The organism is Arthrobacter sp. AOP29-A2-19 (assembly GCF_058138025.1).
Map to the genome: position 1 here is coordinate 1,220,507 of NZ_CM176894.1, position 19,111 is coordinate 1,239,617.

The 19,111-nt window shown below is 64.3% G+C and carries 20 protein-coding genes; 8 read left to right on the top strand and 12 right to left on the bottom strand.

The genetic code is table 11. The annotated features are described in order from the left end of the window. Window positions 1–246: 246 nt before the first annotated feature. Window positions 247–483: a hypothetical protein gene (locus AC3ZJJ_RS05600; protein ID WP_489894338.1), complete on the top strand. Its 237-nt coding sequence runs from the start codon at window positions 247–249 to the stop codon at window positions 481–483. 481 nt (window positions 484–964) lie between these two features. Here the strand turns inward: AC3ZJJ_RS05600 and AC3ZJJ_RS05605 are convergent, their stop codons facing one another. Then, complete coding sequence (locus tag AC3ZJJ_RS05605; protein WP_489894340.1) at window positions 965–1,252, bottom strand: hypothetical protein; 288 nt, start codon at window positions 1,250–1,252, stop codon at window positions 965–967. A 225-nt stretch (window positions 1,253–1,477) separates the two neighbouring features. Next, window positions 1,478–2,221, bottom strand: a complete 744-nt coding sequence (locus AC3ZJJ_RS05610; protein ID WP_489894342.1) for a GAF domain-containing protein — start codon at window positions 2,219–2,221, stop codon at window positions 1,478–1,480. Window positions 2,222–2,770: 549 nt separating this feature from the next. Here AC3ZJJ_RS05610 and AC3ZJJ_RS05615 point away from each other — a divergent pair. Further along, window positions 2,771–3,709, top strand: a complete 939-nt coding sequence (locus tag AC3ZJJ_RS05615) for an Fpg/Nei family DNA glycosylase (protein WP_489894344.1) — start codon at window positions 2,771–2,773, stop codon at window positions 3,707–3,709. A 148-nt stretch (window positions 3,710–3,857) separates the two neighbouring features. On the opposite strand, the gene AC3ZJJ_RS05620 is transcribed toward AC3ZJJ_RS05615, so the two are convergent. The 8 genes from AC3ZJJ_RS05620 to AC3ZJJ_RS05655 form a co-directional block, all read right to left on the bottom strand. Further along, window positions 3,858–4,151 (bottom strand): hypothetical protein, encoded by a 294-nt coding sequence (locus AC3ZJJ_RS05620; RefSeq protein ID WP_489894346.1) that lies wholly within the window; start codon window positions 4,149–4,151, stop codon window positions 3,858–3,860. A gap of 208 nt (window positions 4,152–4,359) precedes the next feature. Beyond that, entirely contained in the window at window positions 4,360–5,106 is a 747-nt protein-coding gene (locus tag AC3ZJJ_RS05625) for an AfsR/SARP family transcriptional regulator (protein ID WP_489894348.1), read from the bottom strand. Between the two features lie 337 nt (window positions 5,107–5,443). Beyond that, window positions 5,444–6,175, bottom strand: coding sequence for a DUF72 domain-containing protein (locus AC3ZJJ_RS05630; protein ID WP_489894350.1), 732 nt, complete (start codon window positions 6,173–6,175; stop codon window positions 5,444–5,446). 189 nt (window positions 6,176–6,364) lie between these two features. After that, window positions 6,365–6,934 (bottom strand): DapH/DapD/GlmU-related protein, encoded by a 570-nt coding sequence (locus AC3ZJJ_RS05635; protein WP_489894352.1) that lies wholly within the window; start codon window positions 6,932–6,934, stop codon window positions 6,365–6,367. 1,113 nt (window positions 6,935–8,047) lie between these two features. Beyond that, window positions 8,048–9,388, bottom strand: a complete 1,341-nt coding sequence (locus AC3ZJJ_RS05640) for a hypothetical protein (protein WP_489894354.1) — start codon at window positions 9,386–9,388, stop codon at window positions 8,048–8,050. Window positions 9,389–9,450: 62 nt separating this feature from the next. After that, window positions 9,451–10,068, bottom strand: coding sequence for a recombinase family protein (locus tag AC3ZJJ_RS05645; protein ID WP_489894356.1), 618 nt, complete (start codon window positions 10,066–10,068; stop codon window positions 9,451–9,453). Between the two features lie 332 nt (window positions 10,069–10,400). Next, complete coding sequence (locus AC3ZJJ_RS05650) at window positions 10,401–10,964, bottom strand: recombinase family protein (RefSeq protein ID WP_489894358.1); 564 nt, start codon at window positions 10,962–10,964, stop codon at window positions 10,401–10,403. A gap of 141 nt (window positions 10,965–11,105) precedes the next feature. Continuing rightward, window positions 11,106–11,816: a TetR/AcrR family transcriptional regulator C-terminal domain-containing protein gene (locus tag AC3ZJJ_RS05655; protein ID WP_489894360.1), complete on the bottom strand. Its 711-nt coding sequence runs from the start codon at window positions 11,814–11,816 to the stop codon at window positions 11,106–11,108. Window positions 11,817–11,968: 152 nt separating this feature from the next. On the opposite strand from AC3ZJJ_RS05655, the gene AC3ZJJ_RS05660 reads away from it, so the two are divergent. The 6 genes from AC3ZJJ_RS05660 (at window position 11,969) to AC3ZJJ_RS05685 (ending at window position 17,754) form a co-directional block, all read left to right on the top strand. Next, window positions 11,969–13,141, top strand: a complete 1,173-nt coding sequence (locus AC3ZJJ_RS05660; RefSeq protein WP_489894362.1) for a glycosyltransferase — start codon at window positions 11,969–11,971, stop codon at window positions 13,139–13,141. Window positions 13,142–13,288: 147 nt separating this feature from the next. Beyond that, window positions 13,289–13,903 (top strand): recombinase family protein, encoded by a 615-nt coding sequence (locus tag AC3ZJJ_RS05665; RefSeq protein WP_489894364.1) that lies wholly within the window; start codon window positions 13,289–13,291, stop codon window positions 13,901–13,903. Between the two features lie 62 nt (window positions 13,904–13,965). Next, complete coding sequence (locus tag AC3ZJJ_RS05670; RefSeq protein WP_489894365.1) at window positions 13,966–15,372, top strand: transposase; 1,407 nt, start codon at window positions 13,966–13,968, stop codon at window positions 15,370–15,372. After that, on the top strand, window positions 15,369–16,181 hold the full coding sequence (locus tag AC3ZJJ_RS05675; RefSeq protein ID WP_489894367.1) for an AAA family ATPase: 813 nt from the start codon (window positions 15,369–15,371) through the stop codon (window positions 16,179–16,181). The genes AC3ZJJ_RS05670 and AC3ZJJ_RS05675 overlap by 4 nt, the downstream gene beginning before the upstream one ends. A 334-nt stretch (window positions 16,182–16,515) precedes the next feature. Beyond that, window positions 16,516–17,118 (top strand): toll/interleukin-1 receptor domain-containing protein, encoded by a 603-nt coding sequence (locus AC3ZJJ_RS05680; RefSeq protein WP_489894368.1) that lies wholly within the window; start codon window positions 16,516–16,518, stop codon window positions 17,116–17,118. A 159-nt stretch (window positions 17,119–17,277) separates the two neighbouring features. Next, window positions 17,278–17,754 carry a hypothetical protein gene (locus AC3ZJJ_RS05685; protein WP_489894370.1) on the top strand — a complete coding sequence of 159 codons (477 nt, stop codon included), beginning with the start codon at window positions 17,278–17,280 and terminating at the stop codon, window positions 17,752–17,754. 816 nt (window positions 17,755–18,570) lie between these two features. Here the strand turns inward: AC3ZJJ_RS05685 and AC3ZJJ_RS05690 are convergent. Together AC3ZJJ_RS05690 and AC3ZJJ_RS05695 are read right to left on the bottom strand one after the other, a co-directional pair. Then, on the bottom strand, window positions 18,571–18,807 hold the full coding sequence (locus AC3ZJJ_RS05690) for a hypothetical protein (protein ID WP_489894372.1): 237 nt from the start codon (window positions 18,805–18,807) through the stop codon (window positions 18,571–18,573). Next, on the bottom strand, window positions 18,800–19,006 hold the full coding sequence (locus AC3ZJJ_RS05695) for a hypothetical protein (protein ID WP_489894374.1): 207 nt from the start codon (window positions 19,004–19,006) through the stop codon (window positions 18,800–18,802). The genes AC3ZJJ_RS05690 and AC3ZJJ_RS05695 overlap by 8 nt, the downstream gene beginning before the upstream one ends. Between the last annotated feature and the right edge of the window lie 105 nt (window positions 19,007–19,111).

Sequence of the window (19,111 nt, forward strand, 5' to 3'; positions counted from 1 at the left end):
GTTTGTCCCGTCGCGTCAAAGCCACTTGTTGAACTTTGATGAGACAGATAAGTCGATTTGAGGGCTTGCATTCCTTGACCTCGAGTGTACGGTCCGGCGTGAGTCTCGCGTGGAGATGAGTTTGATCGTTCTGGGGCCGGTCCCACGCGACCTTCGCCATGTTGGAGTTCTAGACTGGCCACACAGGTGGTTGGAGTGTTCCTCCTGGCCACGCCGTTGTAATACAGCCAGTTTGGGGCTTGAGCAATGAACGAGTACGAGGCAGCGCTGGTTGTCCGGGCCGGAGCAGAGATGCTGCGGGTAGCGGCCGAGGATCCCCGGTCGGACGAAGGCTATGTCAAAGTAAAGGTCAACATCTCCACCGCTCTGAATGACATTGCTGAGGCACTGCGGAATTTCGAGACCGAATTGGCGGCGTCAAGCCGCTCCGCCGGGTGGGTCGAGGACCTGCACAGGGTGGCGGACGATTTGGCGAGGAAGTAGTCGCTCACTCTGCAGACGTAGGTCTAGAGACCACAGGAGAAGCGGCGGCATCGAATGCCGCGGCTATGGCGCGCTTAGGCATCAGAGCGTCAGATTCAAGTACGCCCCAGTATGACGTCAGGACCGCTGATCAAACGTGTCAATTCAGGATGGTTCCCGTTATTCCGGCCGACTTGGCAGCTGAGAACGGAGGGGTCGCCGTCAAGACTTATGCGCCGTTATAGGCGTTCACGGGATTTGGTGCCACGGTCTAGTGCAGGTCGTGGGGATCGTTTTTGCACGAGCAGGAGGACCGCCAACGGTCTCCGCCACTCCGTCCAAACCCTTCAGGACGATGCCGACGGCGAAGAACCGGTCCCACCCCTCGCGCGGGCGGTAGAGGTCCACGCCGCCATGATGACCCGGCCGATCCGGGGGGCGGCCGTCCGGCGGCGCGCACGCCCGTGGCGGCCGCCTGCGGATGTCAGCCAGGCGCGTGGGATCACGGCGGCGGTGGGGACTCCCGGGACATGCGGCTGTCGTGGGAGTGCAGGGCGCGGGCCGGGGGCGGGATCTGGTCGATCAGCTCGTTGGCCGCGTCGGCCAGCAGGTCCCGTTCGAAAGCGGGGAGCGAGAGCATGCCCTGCAGGTAGGCGTTCACCTCGTATTCCCCGACCGAGCCTCCCCGGGCGAGGTAGCGCAGCCAGAGTTCTCCGGGGCCGATATAGGCGGCCCGGAGCGCTGCCGCGAGATCGGCGCGCTGTTGTGCCTCGCGTGCGTCGATGCCCATGGCCGCCTAGCCGGGCCTTCCGGGCGGGCGGGGGCTTGGGGGGTTGGTCGCGGTCTGGTAGCCGCTTGGCATGGTGCGCCTCCCTTTGTGTCTTCGGGCCGGAGGGGTCTGCCGCACTTGCCGTGGGCACGGTTTCCGGCGCCGGGGATGGCATCCAAGTATAGGCGCCGCACCCCGCGGATGTCGCGTGTTCTCCGTCGCTGGGGGTGCGTTTTCGTCCCGGGGCTATGGTGGGCCGGTGGCGTCCCTGGGGTCCTCGATCGAGCCGATGATGACCGCTGCGGTTTCCGCGAGGGTGGTGTCCGGACCGGTCCCGGCCTCGAGCAGCAGGGCGTACGCGCGTTCCCGGGAGCAGCCGTGCCGGGCCATGAGGATCCCCTGGGCGAGTGTGATGTTGGTGCGCGTTTGGATGGCGTCGAGGACGTCCCGCTTGCTTTGGGCCAGGTCCGCGATCAGCAGCGCCAACCGGAGGGACACCGACGCCTGGCGGGCGTATGCCAGCGCACGGGAGGCCAGGTGTTCGGGAAACGCGTCGGGTTCGGTCGCGTAGAGGTTCAGGACGCCGGAGGCGTCGCCGTCGACCTCGAACGGGATGCTGAGGATGGACCGGACCCCGCTGTCGGACACCGAGGCGAGGTAGCCGGGCCACCGCGTCTCGGTGAGGGTGTCCGTGACGCTCATCGGTGCGTGGGTCTGCGCGGCGGCCAGGCACGGTCCGGCGCCGATCTTGTGTTGCGTCTCGTCCAGGTGGAGGGCCAGGGTGTCGCTGCTCGCGACGGAGACGAGCCTTTGTCGGGTGATGAGCGTGATCCCGCAGGATGCCTGCTTGGCACCGTGGCCGATGGTCTGTGCGGCGTGGGCGGCCACGTCGGCGAGGAACCCGTTGACGTCGGTGCTGTGGAGGATGCTGGCCTGGAGGGCCGCGGCGACCGCCCCGGCATCCAACGGTGGGTGCTGCGCGTTGTCCATGGTGTTCCTCCCTGTTCTCCGGTGGCAGTGGACGGGCCCGCGCGGCACGTGGGGCCCATGCTGCCGTCCATGGCCAGTCAACCCCCAACCCGGCGCCGAACGCCACCCCCGGGCCGGCCCCCGGAGCCTGGGTCTGGCGGCCCTCTCACGGCAGGGCTTGGGCACCGTGGACCGGTAGCGGGCCGATCGGGGTGGTTCGCGGTGTGGCTGGCGGCGCCGGGGACGGCCGGCGTGGTGGACCCGGAGGGCTATGCGGCGGTCCCCGGCGGATCCAGGTGGTGCGCCATTCGCGGCCCATCTCGTTCAGCACCCGGAAGGGTTCGGCACGGCCCGCGCTGTACGCGCGCCGCGGTCCTCATCTTCCGCTGACCGAACCCGGGGCCTAAAGCATCCGGACGCTCTGACTTCATGGTGCCAACGTTGATGGATTGCGGCCCACGGTGCCGGGCTCCCCGCACGCGTCCGGTGGGGAGCGTTCACCGGAGAATTCATCCCCACGACGGGCTATTCCGTGGGAGGGTATACACCTGGGGGCACGACGATCGGGGAGTGCTTGCTGTGATCGAGGGAGACACCGTCTACCAGGCGGCGCGGCGGCTCGATGCCGCACTGGCGGGCCGGGTGCTTGCGTCCAGTACCTTCCGGGACCCGTCCCATAGGGCACTGGATTTGTCGGGGTGCCGGGTCGGGTCGGTGGTCTCGCGCGGGAAGCACGTGCTCATCCGGGTCGGGGCGCTGATCCTGCTCACGAACCTTGACCTCGGGGGGCGGTGGGAGGTCTACGCGTCGGGGGAGCGGGCGAGGACCCCGGCGTCGCATGCCGTGTGCGTGTTGCGGCACGCGGACTTCCAGGCCGTGGGGTTCGGTCTCCCGTCCCTGCGCATTTTCCCCGCCCGGGACGAGCAGGCGGCCTTCGCGCATTTGGGGCCGGACCTGCTGGGGCATTCGTGGGACCCGGCCGAGGCCGTCCGGCGCCTGCTGTCGGACCCGGACCGCCCGATCGGGCTGGCCTTGCTGGACCAGCGCCTCGTGGCCGGGATCGGGGACGTCTACCGCTCCGAGGTGCTGTTCCTGGCACGCACCCACCCCCATACCCGAACCGGAGAAGTGGCGGACCTGCCGCGGCTGGTCCACCTCGCCCACGAACTCCTGCACGCGAACAGGGACCGCGCCCGCCGCCTCACCGCCCCGCCCCCGCAGGGCGAACCGTATTGGGTGTACGGGAGGGCGGGGCTGCCGTGCCCGCGCTGCGGGACCACGGTCGCCCGGGACGCCCTGGGCGCGCTGCCCTCCACGCTGCACGACACCGGACCGGTGACGGTGGCCATGGCGCCGGAGGCCCTGGCCGGTCCGTCCGGGAAACCCGCCGACCGGGATGTCTTCTGGTGCCCGCAGTGCCAACCGGGCCCCGCCCGGATGGACCCGGGACCGGTGGGCATCGCCGGGGCGGGTGTTTGTGCCCTGGATCCGGATCCCGGGAGACGGTGAGGTCCGCTCCGGCGCCGTTCGAGGGGGCTGTCCGGGTGCGGGTCCTGCGTGCCGCGGGCTTCCCGGTCATGCGCGGGGACACCGCGCGCTTGGCCTGGGGGATCCGGAGCGCGCTGGGATCGGGACCGTGCCGGTGCGGGGACGGTGCCTATTCCGGGGACGAGGGCGAGGTTCCGGGCTCGGGCGCCGGGCGGGGTTCGTTGCTGTAGGCCGCGCGGGGTAGCGACGGAAGCGCGTCGACGAGTCCGTTCGCGGCCTCGGCCAGGAGGTCCCGCTCCGGGGTCGGGAGGGAGAACAGCCCGTAGATGTGCGCTTCGACCTCCCGCTCGCCCACGGTTCCGCCCAGATCCCGGTAGGCGGTCCACGGGTCGCCGTAGCCGATGAACGCTCCGTAGAGGGCGCGCAGCAGCGTCTTGCGCTGCCACCTCTCCGTGTCGTCCATCGCACACGCCCCCTGCCTCTTGGAGCCGGTACCGGGATGCGTGTTCTCCCGGGGCCAGTGTGCGTCTCGGACGAGCCTGGTGGACAGGCATGGAGCGAACGGAAATCCCCTGTGCGCGGCTCGTGCCGCCTGGCTCGTGCCTCCGGGCGCGGGGCCCGGGCCCAGGGGCGGAACCGGTCCCCTGCGTGCGGTGCCGGACGGCATGGCTTCACCGCCCCGCGGGCCGCCGTGTGTCGGTTCCCAGGCGTCCGTCGTCGCGGGATCGTCTCGCGAGCCGCGTGAGTGCCTGCGAGGGGTCGACGCCGAACTCGCCGCGCAGTCGCGCGGAAAACTCCTCGTACAGTTGGAGGACCCGGGTGTGCTCCCCGTTGGCCCGGTGTGCGCGGAGCAAGAGGCCCAGGGCGTGTTCGCGCCAGGGGTCAAGGTCCACGGCGCCCTGCGCGGCGTCCGTGGCGAGGGCGGTCTCCTCGGCCTTGAGGAGTTCCTCGGCGAGGTCCTCGAGCAGGCCGATCCGCAGGCGGGTGAGGCTGTCCTGTTCGGTCAGCGCCCATTCCTCGTACCAGCCGGGAAGGAGGATGGCGTCGCGCAGCAGGCCCAGGAGCCGGACCCGGTGCGTTGCCGGTCGTTCCGGACCTGGCTGGGCGGTCTGCCGTTGGATTTCGTGGACATCGACCGCGACGCCCGCGGCGAGTGCCACGGTCCGGCCGTTTTCCTCCAGCAGTCCGGGGAGCTGGTGGTTGATCGTCCAGAGGGTTTCCCTGAGGCTGCCGGAGGCCCGTCGTTCGGAACTTCCCGGCCACAGGATCCCGGCCAGCGCGGCGCGCGGCAGGTCGCCCTGCAGCGCCAGCAGGGCGATCAGGCGCTGCTGCCGGGAGGTGACCGTCACGGCGCCGTCCCGGCCGTCGAGCCGCCAGAAGCCCAGCAGTTGCAGTTGCCACGAATGAATATCGACCACGATTGCCTCCAGGCAAGAGCAGTGCGCCAGCCGCTGGCGTGCGCCGTGCCCCGGACCGCTCCCACTTTCAGCATGGCACGGGCATGAAGGTAGGCCTAGGAAACGCACATTACCGCTCGCGCCTGCCTAAGGTGCTCCCTCCACTACGGATCTTGGCTGCACGGCCCGGGATGGGGCCTGCGCCCGCCCACGGCTCAGGTCAACCCAGCTGCTGAGCATTCACATTCCATATGCGCGGTTATCGGCGATCGATCCAACAACGCCGCGTTCGCGGCCAGGACTGCTGGAACGGACCAGGATCACGCAAGAGGATGGTCATCGCGGTGGGCTGCACGCGTCAGCCCTGGCCGAGCAGGCGGCGCAATGTGCTGGCGTTGCGCACGGCGTGGCCGTCTCCGTCGTTGTTGAAGTAAACGAAAACGTCCTTCCCGTCCGCCTGCCATTCGCGTGCCCTGTCGGCCCACCAGTGCAGGTCGGCATCCGAGTACGATCCCGCGTACAGGTGGTTGTGGTCTGGTCCGTGCATGCGCACGTAGACGAAGTGCGCGGTGGGGGCGAGCACGCACGGCAGGTTGGCGCCGCTCATGATGCAGTACGCGGCCCGATGGTGTCGGAGCAGGGAATACACGTCGGGGTGGTCCCAGCTGGGGTGGCGGAACTCGACCGCCACCCGGATCCATTCGGGCAGCCGGTCGAGGAAGTAGCCGAGCCGGGCATCGTCGCGTTTCATGCCCGGCGGCAGCTGGACAAGCAGGATGGCACGCTTGTCCGCCAACGCGTGCCAGGACGACTTGATTCGCTTGATCCAGGCCTCCGGCGCGTAGAGCTTTTTTGCGTGGGTCAGCCCGCGCGGGGCCCTTACGGACAGGGCGAAATCGTCGGGCAGTCGGCGGCTCCATCCGGCGAACACCTGGTCCCGGGGCCAGCGGTAGAAGCTTGCGTTCAGCTCGACGGTGTCAAAACGGCGGACATAGTGGCCGAGCCGGTCCCGGTCCGGAGTGCCGTCGGGGTAGAGCACGTCGTTCCAGTGGGCGTAACTCCAACCCGACGTGCCAATCCGGATGCTCAATTTACCGCGACCTCCAACCGTGTTGGGACGAAGCGGCTGCCGGCAATGCGGTGTCCCTCCCCGAAGTATTCCATCTGGTCGCCCACCCGCAGCGATCGCGGCCTTACCTCAAATGCCATATGCGCGATTATCGGCGTTGTTGCGCAATCCTTCGATGGTTCCAGCGACATGCAGGAGCGCACATATGGTTCAGCCGGAGAGGGAGCGCAACACTCGCGCTGGCGAGCCCACGACGATCGCATTGGCTGGAACGTCCTTCGTCACGACGGACGCGGCCGCCACCACGGCGTTGTCACCGATGGTCACGCCCGGCAGGACGATGGCGTTGGCCCCGATCCACACGTTGCGTCCGATGGTGATGGGGGCGGGGTGCATGTCCGCGCGGTGGGATGGATCGAGGTCGTGGTTGAGGGTGGCCAGCACGGTGTTGTGCCCGATCAGGCAGTCGTCCCCGATCACTACTCCGCCCTGGTCCTGGAACTTGCATCCGGAGTTAATGAAGACGCGCTTGCCGAGGGAGATGTTTTTCCCGAAGTCGGAGTAGAAGGGCGGGAAAACCGTCACGGTCTCGTCGACGGGCTTGCCCGTGAGCCGGGCCAACAGGTCCCGCACGCGGGCAGGTTCCTGGTATCCGCTGTTGAGCTCGCCGGTGATGCGCAGGGCGTCCTGGCTGGTGAGGTGCATGACCTGGTGCAACGCTGAGTCCCCGGTGATGGTCTGGCCGGTATTCAGCGCCTCCAGGAGATTGTCGAGGTCCATGGGGCCCTTTCTCTTGTTGGCTGTCTACTAGCATCGGCGCCCGGGAAGAAAGATCCAAGGCGCCCCGGGACGCGCGGCTTGCGGCAACATATGAGTGCAGGATGCTACCCGTAGTGATGTGAGTGACGAGCTCTAGTCCGAATGTGTCCAAGGGGTCCAATGCGTTTACGGCAAGCGCTTGGAGGAGTTTAACGACTTCTACCCTAGGGCTGACGCCCTCGAGCCGTTGGAGTACCGGACCAGTATTAGCAGGACGGGGCATGACGCTTCCCTCGATGAGGGATTTTGCAGAACCGAGGTGGTCCTGAATCGACTGTTCAATGGAGGGAACGAGCGCCGCTACCAAGGCATCTAGCCATAGATTGGCTTCGTCAGCGTCGGGCTCGACCCCGAGGCCCTGTCGCGCTCGGACACGGATATCCGCTGCTGTCCTTTCACGTAGTCCAAACACCCATTCGTCATGTCGCGTGATGTCTTCCAGACCTTTGGCGGTGAGAACCCACCCTTGCCCTTCGTCCTGAGCCACGAGTCCTAGGTCACGGCTTACCTCGAGAGCTGCCAGTACTTGTTCGCTGGATGCAGCACACCGCGGCCATGTCTTCTTGACCGCTAGCTGTACTTCCTCCAGAGAAGCCGGGCCCTGGCGAAGGTGCTGGCATGCTGCCGCACCTACAAGGTCGGCCTCAGTTGCCGCTGACCTGTTATGGAGAACGTTTTGAACAGCCCCTAAGAACTCGTTCTTGTCCTCCTCCAGATTGACTGCAGTAACCACTGTATTGAGCCCCCTGTTTGATGTGCCTCACTGCTGGTTGAGTCTAGTTGTTGAGGTCAACAATCAATCGCGAGTGAGGTCTCTGCGGTAAGGGATCAGGCCGACTAGACGCTGGGTAGGCCACAACGTGGTCCTGAAAACCGGGAGAAATTTCCCTGCTTACTGCCGTCGAAGTGGGGACGTCCCAGTCTCTCGAGGCTGGAACACTCCGCAACGGAGTGTTTGAGGAACTTTGGCCTGTATGGAGCTTTCGTCCCAAAACGAGGGTCAAAAGAGACGCCACAAGGTGCGGACGGAAACGCCTCTGAGCTTGTCGACGTGCTATAGATCAAATGTGTTTGCTACCGCCGGCGTTTCTCATTCGGAAGGAGCCGAAGCAGCGACTGAAAGTCATGTGTCTCGTCGACTGATACTAGCAATTCACCTTCAAACGCTCGATGAAAGCCGCGAGCGGTTGCGCGCCACTTCACAGGTACCGCGGTTGATCTAGCTAGAACAACGAAGTCATCACCGTCGCTGACCCACGGGGTACCTGGACGAAGATGTTCCAATTCAACGGTGACTCGGACTTCGTTTTGACCGTTTTCCCACGACAGTGGATACGTGCCCCGATTCAGGAGTGGGGGCGGGATGAAGGTTGGGATTTCGAGACTGAACGGGTCCCGTGCTTTCTTTATTACCGGTGGAATCAGATCGGAGAGGCTCAAGCTTTCGGAATCGGTAGGATCCAAGCCAATCGCATTCTCAAACGTTAAGTCGACTCGCACTGCTTCGAGGAAAACAGACTCAGCATTCACAACGTCTATGGTGACGCAGGGGAGCACCCCTCCCGCCAAGGTATTCAAGATGCTCGGCCAGGAGCTTCTAAAATTGCTGGTCCATCGGGCGGCTGCTCGCTCGAATGCTTCGACGGAGAGTCCACCGGTGGGACCTTTATAAATCGAGCGCAGAAGGACGTGTGCATCAAAGGCGTCACCAAATTCGGAGGTAGCTTCCGGGGGGTGAACATATTTTTCGCGCGCCTGTTCAATTTGGTGGGTTATTACCCTTTCTAGATGGGCTTTCGACGGCTCGATATGAAAGGCGTTTCCCGAAATGCTGATCCCGAAATCCGGCGCAGGAAGACCCTTTTGTAGAACCCGTTTGGTCAAAGCGTCAATGTCTGCCGATCTCGCCTTCCTCGTTTGCCCTTGGGAACGCACATAAATGTCCCCGTCGCCTAGAGATCCAGAAGGGTTGGTGCCTTGGAATTCCGCTCGACAAGCGAAAGGAGGATGGCCTTCCTCTGGGGGATATACCAAGAGGAACAGCACTTCGTTGGCTTCCTCGTCCGCCTGTTCACGCTCTAGATCCCAAACGGGCCCGTCTTGGCCAAGGTATTTGGTGATCTTGTGTTCGAGCTCAAGGATTTCAACGCCTTTGCGAACGCCCGTATGCAAGCCTTGTTGAGCGCCGATCACCATAACGGCATACCCACCGAATGCTCTAGCGGCCATCTCAGGGGATCGATTAGCCGCGCCAAGAATGAACTTGGCCACTTTGGCACAATCCTGTTTGGATGTGAGGTCAAGCGTGCTCTTGACCTCAAGATAGTGCTTCTCAGTAGTATCGCCACCAGCTCTTATGGCTTCCAGGATGGATCTACGCTGGCGTTCGCCTATGGGCGGATGGTTGATGTCCATGAGTCCCATCTTCGGTGATGATCTGCTTCCGACTGTCTTCGCTCGTTGTCTGGTGTGGGGCCTTAGGTTTCATCCTGACTGATGGAGGCTGCTTCGCGGTCGCGGCCGGTGAGGGCTTGTTGGTGGCGGTAGAGCGTCGCCCGGCTCCATCCCACGAGGCGGGCCGCGTCCTCGGCGGTGCGTCCCTTCGCGCGGGCCTCCGCGACGACCACAAGCTTGTCGGCGATCACCGCCGGATCCGAGAGCGGCCGGCCAAAGCGCGTGCCACCGTGACGGGCGGCGGCGATCCCGGCATTGACGCGCTCGACAATCAACTCGCGCTCGTACTCCGCCAGGGTGGCCAGCATGTTCAGCATCAACCGCCCGGTCGAGGTCGCCGGGTCAATCCCGTCCGATATGGACCTGACCTGCACCCCACACTCGCGCAAAAGGTTCACGGTGTTCAACACGTCGATCAGGGAACGGCCCAGCCGGTCCACCCGCCACACGACAACGGTGTCGCCCGCCTGGGCGTAGTCCAGGAGCTTCTTCATGCCCGGGCGGTCGATCGCCGTCTTGCTCCCGGAGGTCACGTCCGCGAACACGTCGCGCTTCTGCACACCGACCTTGAGCAGTGCGTCGAGCTGCAGCTGCGCGTCCTGGGTTGACGTACTCACGCGCGTGTATCCCAATTGCCTCATCCCGCCATTCTGCCTCGAAAAACCCCTGGATGGGTGTGGTTGAGACAATTTGCGGCGAGACGATTTTCCGAGACAGTGTCAACCCCGTCTTTCCGGCACGGATCCTCGACGCGACCAGCCCGGAGAGCGTGTCTCAAAAAGCTGTTGTTATCCCGACATTCGAGAAAGCTTGACTGGCGTCGCGCTTCAGTTGTGAGTCGCCACGATAAGTGGCGTTCTTCTGGCAGCGGTTAGTGTCCGGTGAGGAGTGTTTCCAGGGCGGCGTCGACGGGTTCTGGAGTAAGTGTGTCGACCTTGTCCTTGACGTTGCGCCGCACTCCGCTCGGTCGTCTCTAGGCCTTGGCGTCTTCGCCGAGATGGCGGTAGATGGTGCCGCGGGAGACCCCGAACGTTTCGGCGATCTGCTGCACCGTGTAGGTCTTCTCGTCATACATCGCCCGCGCCTGCCGGGCTTTCGTGGGGGTCATCTTGAACCGGCCCCCGCCCTTGCGGCCGCGGGCCCGGGCCGCGGCCAGTCCGTCCTTCGTGCGCTCCACGATGAGGTCGTGTTCGAACTCCGCGATCGCCGCAAGCATGTGGAAGAACAACCGCCCGCCCGGGGTCGTCGTATCAATGCCCTGCGAGAGCGCCTTCAGGCCGATGCCCTGCCGCTCGAGCCCGTCGACGACTTCCTTCAGGTTCCGCACGGAGCGGCCGAGCCGGTCGAGCTTCGTCACCACCAGTGTGTCCCCGGCGCGCAGGTAGTCCAGTGCGTCGTCAAGCGCCGGCCGTTTCGCCAGGACACCGGAGGCGTGCTCGATGAAGAGTTTCTCGCAGCCCGCGGCCTTGAGCGCGTCGGTCTGACCATCGAGATTCTGCTCCCGCGTCGAGACGCGGGCGTAACCGACAGATGCCATGCCGAAACTGTACCTCGAACGTCCGTGACTGCACATAGCTCTCGGACACGGCCTATGGAACACGACGCGCCCATCCAATCATGTGACTGTTGATTCAGAATGGCGGTTCTTCCACAGCTCGGTTTGGCGGTTCAGGTGCCCTCAGCCGGAACCGACGGCGGCTGGAAGGCCCACGCCCGCCAGGTAATTGGTGATGACGCTGTTGAACACTTCTTCTGGTCTCTCGGGGTCGTGTTGCCCGGTGAGTGCGCCCGCCAGGAACGGGTAATTCCCGGACTGGACTACATCGGAGAGGTACTGCAGGCGCGCGTTCGCCCCGTCGAGGCCCGTCCCGGAGCTGTCGGCTGATGCCAGCTCATTTTGTACAAATGCGGAGGTGATGGCCGTCATCATGGCCACGGTCTGCAGCTTGGCGGGCCCTGGCATGTCCACCGGCTCCATTGCCGACAAGGCACGCTCCAGATATCGGAGAGCATTGGGGCCCATTGAAGGCCGGGTCAGCAGCAGCGGAGCCAGCCACGGGTGCCGGTGCATAATGGCCCGGCCTTGCCGTGCCAGATTCAGCAGCTGCATCGGTGGTGGTTCATCGGAGGGGTCAAGGTCGTATTCACTACTGACCGTGTCAACGATGAGTTCGATGAGCTCGTCGTGGGATTTCAGATACCGGTACAAGGACGCCCCGCCGGCTCCGATGCCGGCGGCCACTCGTCGGATGGACACCGCCGTCAGGCCGTCCCGGTCGGCGATATCGATCGCCGCCGCGGCAATCCCCGCGCGTGAGTGCTCCGGTTTCGGCCCGACACCGGAACGCTCCGGCCGCAGCCAGATATCAACGCGGTCATGAGAGGGCATACCTGTTCCGCCTTTCGTCTAGCTGCCTGGGTTAGGTTCCGTACCTATTCCACTATATTCTTGATTGCGAACGGTGATCGCAGTCAAGCGGAATGAGGAATGTTATGCGGGTACTAATGATTACGCCAGGGACCCGAGGGGATGTCGCCCCGATGGCCGGGCTCGGCAGCAGACTTCAAGCCCTGGGCTATGACGTCGCAATCGCGGCGAATGCCGCGTATGCCCCGCTGGTCACCGCAGCCGGGTGTGAGCACCGCGAATTACCCGGAGATATGAGCCACTTGGTCAGCCCCGCCGCGCCGGGGAAGAAGGCCACGGGCGCGGATCTGCGCAGGTATATGCGCGAACTCGGTGACTACATGGACCTGGCCGCGACCGGCACCCTTGCCGCGGCCGAGGCCGGCACCGACGTGATCCTGGCCAACGCGATCGCCCCCTATGCCTACGATGTTGCGGAGGCCGTCGGTGTCCCCGCCATCGGTGCCCACCTGCAGCCGATCGAACCAAGCACCGCCTATCCGCCCGTGACCCTGGGATCGGCCCGCAGCCTCGGCTCGGTCGGAAACAAACTGCTCGGGTCTCTAATATCCGCTGGGAAAGCACCCTATGACGCCCCGAGCGCCCGCATCCGCCAGATGCTCGGCCTACCCAAAAAGGCCCGGTCCGCATCCGACCGTACCCGAAGGAAAACCAACAGTCCCGTTCTCCACGGCATCAGCCCCACCGTATTCCCGCGCCCGGCGGACTGGCGATCCGGGCTCACCATGACCGGCTACTGGTGGTCGGAAGTTGAGCCGGGCTGGCAGCCACCTGCGGAGCTGGTCGAATTCCTCGCGGATGGACCGCCCCCGGTGTTCATCGGCTTTGGTAGCAGTGCGGCCCTGGATGCAGAATTCATGCTCGACGCCGCGCACCGTGCCGGGGTTCGCGCGGTACTGCAGGGCGTACAGGGTGTCGCCGGGCCCGATGCCATCAGCATCGGTGCTGTTCCGCACGAATGGCTGTTCCCCCAGATGGCCGCTGTCGTCCACCACGCCGGAGCGGGGACCGCCGCGGCGGGGCTGCGCGCCGGCGTGCCGACGGTCAGCGTGCCGATATATACGGACCAACCGTTCTGGGCCGCACGGATCACGTCCCTCGGCGGGGGCCCGCAACCGGTCCCCTACAAGGAACTCACCACCGAACGGCTGGCCGACGCCATCACGCAGGCCACCACGACGCCGACCTACGCCGCACGAGCACGCCAACTGGCAGCAATGCTCGCAACGGAAGACGGAACCGCGCCCGTCGCGACAGCGCTGCGGACCGCCGCGAAGCAGATGTAGCGCGTTCCAAAAACGACCGTTTCTGCTACAAACAACCAAGCGCGTTCAAAAGATTCGGTGCACTCCCGAATTTTGTAGCGAAACCCAGTGTCGGTTTCTATGTTGCGGTTCTTCCCATGGTTGACGGGTATTGGTACATTTGCGCGCATGGGACATCTGTTGGGCTACGCCCGGGTATCGACCGCGGACCAGGACGCGGCCCTCCAGCAGGACGCGTTGAAGGCGGCCGGCTGCTACCGCATCTTCACGGACACGGCGTCCGGCTCCCTGGAGTCCCGCCCGGAATTGACGAAGGTCCTGGACCAGCTCCGGCCCGGGGACACGCTGGTCGTATGGAGGCTGGATCGCCTCGGCCGATCCATCCGGCACTTGATTGACCAGCTGGGTGGCCTGCAGGAACGCGGCATCGGATTTCGCTCACTGCAGGAAGCGATCGATACCACGTCGTCAGGTGGGCGGCTCGTCTTCCACGTATTCGCCGCACTGGCAGAGTTCGAACGGGATCTGATCCGTGAACGGACCAACGCGGGCCTTCAGGCAGCACGGGCACGCGGGCGCTCCGGCGGCAGGCCCGCACTGCTGACCAAGGACAAACTCCGGACTGCACGACGGCTTTACGAGCAGCAGGAGATGACGGTTGAGAAGATCGGTGAGGTCCTCGGCGTCAGCCGCGCCACCGTGTACCGCGCGCTCCGGCGCGAGCCGGTCCCTGCTGCGCCGCGGCGGCGGCGGTCACCCGCAACAGAGAACACGGTCCGGTGACTGTCGGAGGCAGCAGTACCCCGACGGGGGATGCTGCCTCCACGCCTGAGCAGACGGCATTGATGCGCTGGCAAATCCTGTGCCGGCATATCGAAGACGGTGTGCCGTTGACGACCCTCGCCGCACTCAAAGGCATAGGACTGAGGACACTGCAGCGCTGGCACGCCGCGCACAAACGCGGCGGCATCGCCGGACTCGCCACAGCAAACCGCGGGACCACCCAACGCAGGAGCACTCCCGAGCTGGTCGCACTTGTCGAAGGTCTGGCTCTCCTGAAACCGCGCCTGCCCCTGGCCACCATCGCCCGCAAGGCCAACCGCGTCGCCGCCGACCACGACTGGCCGCCGCTCTCATACAGCACGGTCCGTTCAATCGCCACGGGCCTTGACCCCGGCATGAAGACACTCGCGCAGCAGGGAGCGGTCGCCTACCGGGACACCTATGAACTGGCCTGGCGGCACCGAGCTAAACGCGCCAACGCCATCTGGCAGGCAGACCACACCGAACTGGACATCCTCGTCCTGGACGCGAACCTGAAGCCCGGCCGCCCGTGGCTCACCACGATCCTTGACGACTACTCCCGCGCAGTCTGCGGCTACATGCTCTTCCTCGGAGCACCGTCAGCCATGAACACCGCGCTGGCACTGCGACAGGCCATCTGGCCCAAAGCCCGGGCAGAGTGGCCCATGTGCGGGATCCCCGACACCCTCTACGTCGACCATGGGTCGGATTTCACCAGCAACCATCTGGCCCAGACGGCGAAGGACCTGCACTTCGAAATCATCTACTCAACCATTGCCAGACCCCAGGGGCGGGGCAAGATCGAACGGTTCTTCGGCAGCGTGAATACCGAGCTGTTGACCGAACTGCCCGGACACCTGACCCGCGGACACCCGCCTCCGGCACCGGTGCTGACCCTCAAAGAGCTAGACACGGCCATCTGCCATTTCATCACGGAGAACTACCACCAACGCGAGCACCCCGAGATCAAAGACACCCCGCATCATGCCTGGGTAGGCGACGGCTGGCTGCCCCGGCTCCCGGCAACCATGGACGAACTGAATCTATTGCTGCTGACCGTGGCCAAACCCCGGATCGTCCACCGCGACGGCGTGCACTTCCAGGGGCTCAGATACGTCTCGCCACTCCTGGCCGCCTACGTCCGGGAACCCGTCGTTGTCCGCTACGACCCGCGGGACATCACCGAGATCCGCGTCTTCCACAAGAACCAGTTCATCTGCAGGGCCGTGGACCCTGACCACGAAACCTCCACTCTCACTTTGAAAGACATCCAGGCCGCGCGATCGGCCCGCCGCCGGGAACTGCGCGGACAAATCAACCAGCGCATCGCCGTCGTGGCCCGGCACCTGCCGGACCTGGCATCAGCGAAACCGACCCCCGCCCCGGACGCTGTTGATCAACCCAAGAAGCGCCCAAAGCTACGCACCTACCTGGAGGACGGCCAATGACTGCACCGATTTTGATCGCCACGAAAGAGCACCGCCGGTTCGCGGAGTTCGCGGACGCGGTGCGCCGCCAGCACACCATCGGCATCTGCTACGGCCAGGCCGGAATCGGCAAGACCCTCTCCGCCAGGCGCTACGCAAACTGGCACAAGGCAGAGAACCTCCTGGAACAGTGGGGTCCCCGGGACGACTCTGACTACCAGATCTACGCAGCGCTGGCCCGGGCACGCACCGTCTTCTACACCCCTGCCGTGCTCACCTCGCCCAAACAGATCCAAGCCGAACTCGAGCACATCAGCACCCGCGTATCGATCTGCGTTGACCAGCATCTGGAAAAGATCGGCAAGAAGACAGGACCACCCACCCGCACCGGCAAGCATGTGGAGCTGCTCATCATTGACGAATCCGAGCGGCTAAACGCCACGGCGCTGGAACTCCTGCGTGACCGCTACGACCGGGACAACATAGCCCTGATCCTCATCGGCATGCCAGGAATCGAAAAATGGTTCAGCCGCTACGCGCAGCTCTACAGCAGGGTCGGCTTCGCCCACGAATACCGCCCACTCGCCCAGGAAGAACTGAACTTCGTTTTGGAGCGCCGATGGCACAAACTCGGTCAGACCCTGGACCCGGAAGATTTCACCGATGCCCAGGCCATCGCTGCCGTTGCCCGGATTACCCGAGGCAACTTCCGCCTAATCGACCGGCTCTTCACCCAAGTCGAACGAGTCATGAAAATCAATGAACTCAGCACCATCACCGACGACGTCATTGAAGCCGCACGCTCGACCCTCGTCATAGGAATCAGCTAAAACCGCCAAACCGAACTGCGAAAAAACCGCCACTCCGAACCAACAGTCACACCAATCATCTCGCGTCACAGGTGTTCCATGGACGGTCGTTCTTGGTGCACTCCTAGGGGGCATGGTGGCAAATTGGTCTGTCGCCGTCTCGGTCGGGGCTATTGAGTCGGATGAAACGCATGTCCTGTCGGGGGGAGCCAGTAGTATCAGCCACATGTCCCAGTGCACAGCTCCCATCAGAGGTCACATCCGAGGCGGCGGCGCCGACTGCCCAGTTCACGGTCGCGGAGGAGGGTATGGCTACTCGGCGCCGCGGTCGTACCCGTCCTACTCAGCACCGAGCATGCCGGCGAGTAGGAGCAAGGGCCTGTCGAGTGGCAGCGGCGGGGGCGGAGGACGCGGAACCGCCCGTCCGGCCTGGCAGCCGAGCACGTCGACTGTCTCGTACACGCCGCAACAGGTGCGCGACCTCGAGCCCGTCCGCGTGGCCACGGTGGCGCGAAAGCAGGGGCACGACGTGTTCCTCTGCCACGCCTGGCCCGACCGGCAGGCCGACGCGAAAGATGTCTACGACTTGTTTGTCGGGAAGGACGTCTCGGTGTGGTTCAGCGAGGTGAGCCTTCGGCCCGGAACAGACATGCGAGTAGCAATCGACAGGGGGCTCGTGAGTTCGCGCATGGGAATCGTGCTGGTAACGCCCGCCATGCTCGACAAGCTCCGCACCGACCGAAGCATCGCGAGCAACGAGCTCAGCGCTCTGCTGCGCCGGAATCTCTTGGTGCCGGTCATGCAGGGTGTGACGTTTGAGGAGCTTGACCAGGTCAGCCCCACGCTCGCGTCGCGTGGTGGATTCAGCACGGCGGAGGAGCCTATGGAGGACATCGTCGTTAAGATCGCCGAACTCGTTGGGACGCTCGTGGAGGAAGAGGCCACGAACTCGGTATGACGCTGAGTCCCGAGTAGCGCCGGATAGCGCCAGGCCACCCCGCCTCGAGACCTTTCCCATACCGAACGATTTACGAGACCCAAGAGCGACGCTTGGCGCTGCGAAATGCCGCCGCCGGGAAATGGTCCCGCCCTTGGGTAAAGCAGGCAGAATCAGCATGTGACGGATTTCCTGAACCCTGCCCTGCTTGACGCCACCCTTCGGGCGGCTGAGCAGTGGCGCGCCCTCTTTGCCGAGCTTGGGTCCTTTGCCGGTGCCGTGACCTTCAGCCACGATCCCACGGCGTTTGGCGGGGAGGGAGCGGACATTGCGAGGATCGTGGTCAACGGCGTCGAGATCGAAGCGGCCGAGTGGGCGCCGAACGACATCCGGTTTTCTGCCGAGTTCCCCGACGGACGGTCCGTCTATGGAGGGGAGACCTTCTTCGAGGAGACCGACGGCCGGGGTGGATTGTTCGGACGGCGTAGGGTGCAGGAAGCCGACGTGGAGGCCCGCTCCGCGCTCAACGCCTTGATGGTTCTCGCGACCATGAAAGCCATCGCGGACACGGTGGCTAAGAAGTCCTGGGACGATATCCGGCGTTCGGGCGGGATCGACACCCCCATAGGCAGATTGTCTGCTTTCAACCCGGCGTGACTCCCCGGAGAAACCCGCACCACGGCAGTCCACGCGAGCACAGGGAGATACAGACCGCTCAACAGTCCTGCAGGACGCCAGATAGCCCCACGATAGGCGCGCCATTTATCGATGCGATTCACATCGCTGCGGATCTTCGGCGCAAGCTCCTATAAGCGGGTGTCTCGAAAACCTGTTGCTTATTGAGACATCCGGGAGGGCGCGATTGTCTGGCTTGAGTGATGTGCAACAGATTTATTGGGGGGTTTGCGAAGACCAGTTGAAAGACGGTTCTGGGGGAGTGTCGGGGGAGGGTGTCTTATTGTGTGCCGGTTGCAAGACAGCATCATCGATCGGTCTGATTCCACCAAATAGCCTGGGAGGAGGACCCAAGAGCCCCGGCCAGATGCGCGATCAGCGGGGTGGTTCAGTGGTTCCATTTCGAGGCCTTGCAGAGCCGGGTGTTCAACTGGAGGCTGACCTTGAAGAGATCTACCATCAGGTCGCTGTCCAAATCAGGTCCCACGAGGTGACATCTGAGTGATCGCCCTGGGCTGATAGCACACTGGTAAGCATCGCCAATTAGGCGTGCCTCCATCGATCCGTCTACATCGCAGACCGGCCTCCGGTGTTCACGCGGGCGGCTGGCTCCTGTGCAGGCACCGGGCCTATAGCTGGCACCGCCGAGACGTCACCACAGGTGGTCGCTAACGAGGGCCGCGCAGGTGGAAGGGCGCGGATCCATGCCGGGGGAGCCGACTCGAAAGTGCGCGTCGCAAAGCTGATGTGCAATTCGGGGATTTGGCAAATGCGGGGGGACTGCCCAGTGCGCGGTGGCTATCTGGGATTCGCCTGGCTCTCAATTCTGTTTCGACGGAACGTCACGCTAGAGACCCATGGAAATGAGCGACCATCAAGTTCCTCGGATACGACGATATCTAGTACTTCTGCTTCACCAATATTGCGCATGTTTTCTGCGACGTGCAGCAAGTGATCGTGGAAGGAGGAGACGTCTTGCCCCTCAGGTAGCTGGATGTCGTAGGCAAGAACGTCGTGGGTGATGGGATCATTCATCGGTGTCCTCCTGAGCAAGGTCGAGATGTACGTGGAAACCGCTCGCGTGGGCATTGACGAGGAGACGCTGTGGAGACCATCCGTCTGCAATGACGTAGCGCGCGGCTGTGATCAGGGCGTCGGCCACGACCATGGGTATGGGGCTATCATCGTATGCCCAAGAAACACGACGGCGGGGGCTGCCATGGTTATCAATCATTGCTCTTTCCTTTCGAGGGTACGTGTGCGCCTACTGCCCTGCGAGCATCGGCTCAACTGAAACACATGCTCTGCGACGTTGCCGTCGGCGTCAGATTGCCTCTGA

Bases quoted from the DNA above. Each gene is read 5' to 3' on its own strand.
- AC3ZJJ_RS05620 (WP_489894346.1), bottom strand. From the start codon at position 4,151: ATGGACGACACGGAGAGGTGGCAGCGCAAGACGCTGCTGCGCGCCCTC.
- AC3ZJJ_RS05655 (WP_489894360.1), bottom strand. From the start codon at position 11,816: ATGCCCTCTCATGACCGCGTTGATATCTGGCTGCGGCCGGAGCGTTCC.
- AC3ZJJ_RS05640 (WP_489894354.1), bottom strand. From the start codon at position 9,388: ATGGACATCAACCATCCGCCCATAGGCGAACGCCAGCGTAGATCCATC.
- AC3ZJJ_RS05610 (WP_489894342.1), bottom strand. From the start codon at position 2,221: ATGGACAACGCGCAGCACCCACCGTTGGATGCCGGGGCGGTCGCCGCG.
- AC3ZJJ_RS05670 (WP_489894365.1), top strand. From the start codon at position 13,966: ATGCGCTGGCAAATCCTGTGCCGGCATATCGAAGACGGTGTGCCGTTG.
- AC3ZJJ_RS05645 (WP_489894356.1), bottom strand. From the start codon at position 10,068: ATGAGGCAATTGGGATACACGCGCGTGAGTACGTCAACCCAGGACGCG.
- AC3ZJJ_RS05680 (WP_489894368.1), top strand. From the start codon at position 16,516: ATGCCGGCGAGTAGGAGCAAGGGCCTGTCGAGTGGCAGCGGCGGGGGC.
- AC3ZJJ_RS05690 (WP_489894372.1), bottom strand. From the start codon at position 18,807: ATGAATGATCCCATCACCCACGACGTTCTTGCCTACGACATCCAGCTA.
- AC3ZJJ_RS05660 (WP_489894362.1), top strand. From the start codon at position 11,969: ATGGCCGGGCTCGGCAGCAGACTTCAAGCCCTGGGCTATGACGTCGCA.
- AC3ZJJ_RS05605 (WP_489894340.1), bottom strand. From the start codon at position 1,252: ATGGGCATCGACGCACGCGAGGCACAACAGCGCGCCGATCTCGCGGCA.
- AC3ZJJ_RS05665 (WP_489894364.1), top strand. From the start codon at position 13,289: ATGGGACATCTGTTGGGCTACGCCCGGGTATCGACCGCGGACCAGGAC.
- AC3ZJJ_RS05600 (WP_489894338.1), top strand. From the start codon at position 247: ATGAACGAGTACGAGGCAGCGCTGGTTGTCCGGGCCGGAGCAGAGATG.
- AC3ZJJ_RS05675 (WP_489894367.1), top strand. From the start codon at position 15,369: ATGACTGCACCGATTTTGATCGCCACGAAAGAGCACCGCCGGTTCGCG.
- AC3ZJJ_RS05635 (WP_489894352.1), bottom strand. From the start codon at position 6,934: ATGGACCTCGACAATCTCCTGGAGGCGCTGAATACCGGCCAGACCATC.
- AC3ZJJ_RS05650 (WP_489894358.1), bottom strand. From the start codon at position 10,964: ATGGCATCTGTCGGTTACGCCCGCGTCTCGACGCGGGAGCAGAATCTC.
- AC3ZJJ_RS05695 (WP_489894374.1), bottom strand. From the start codon at position 19,006: ATGATTGATAACCATGGCAGCCCCCGCCGTCGTGTTTCTTGGGCATAC.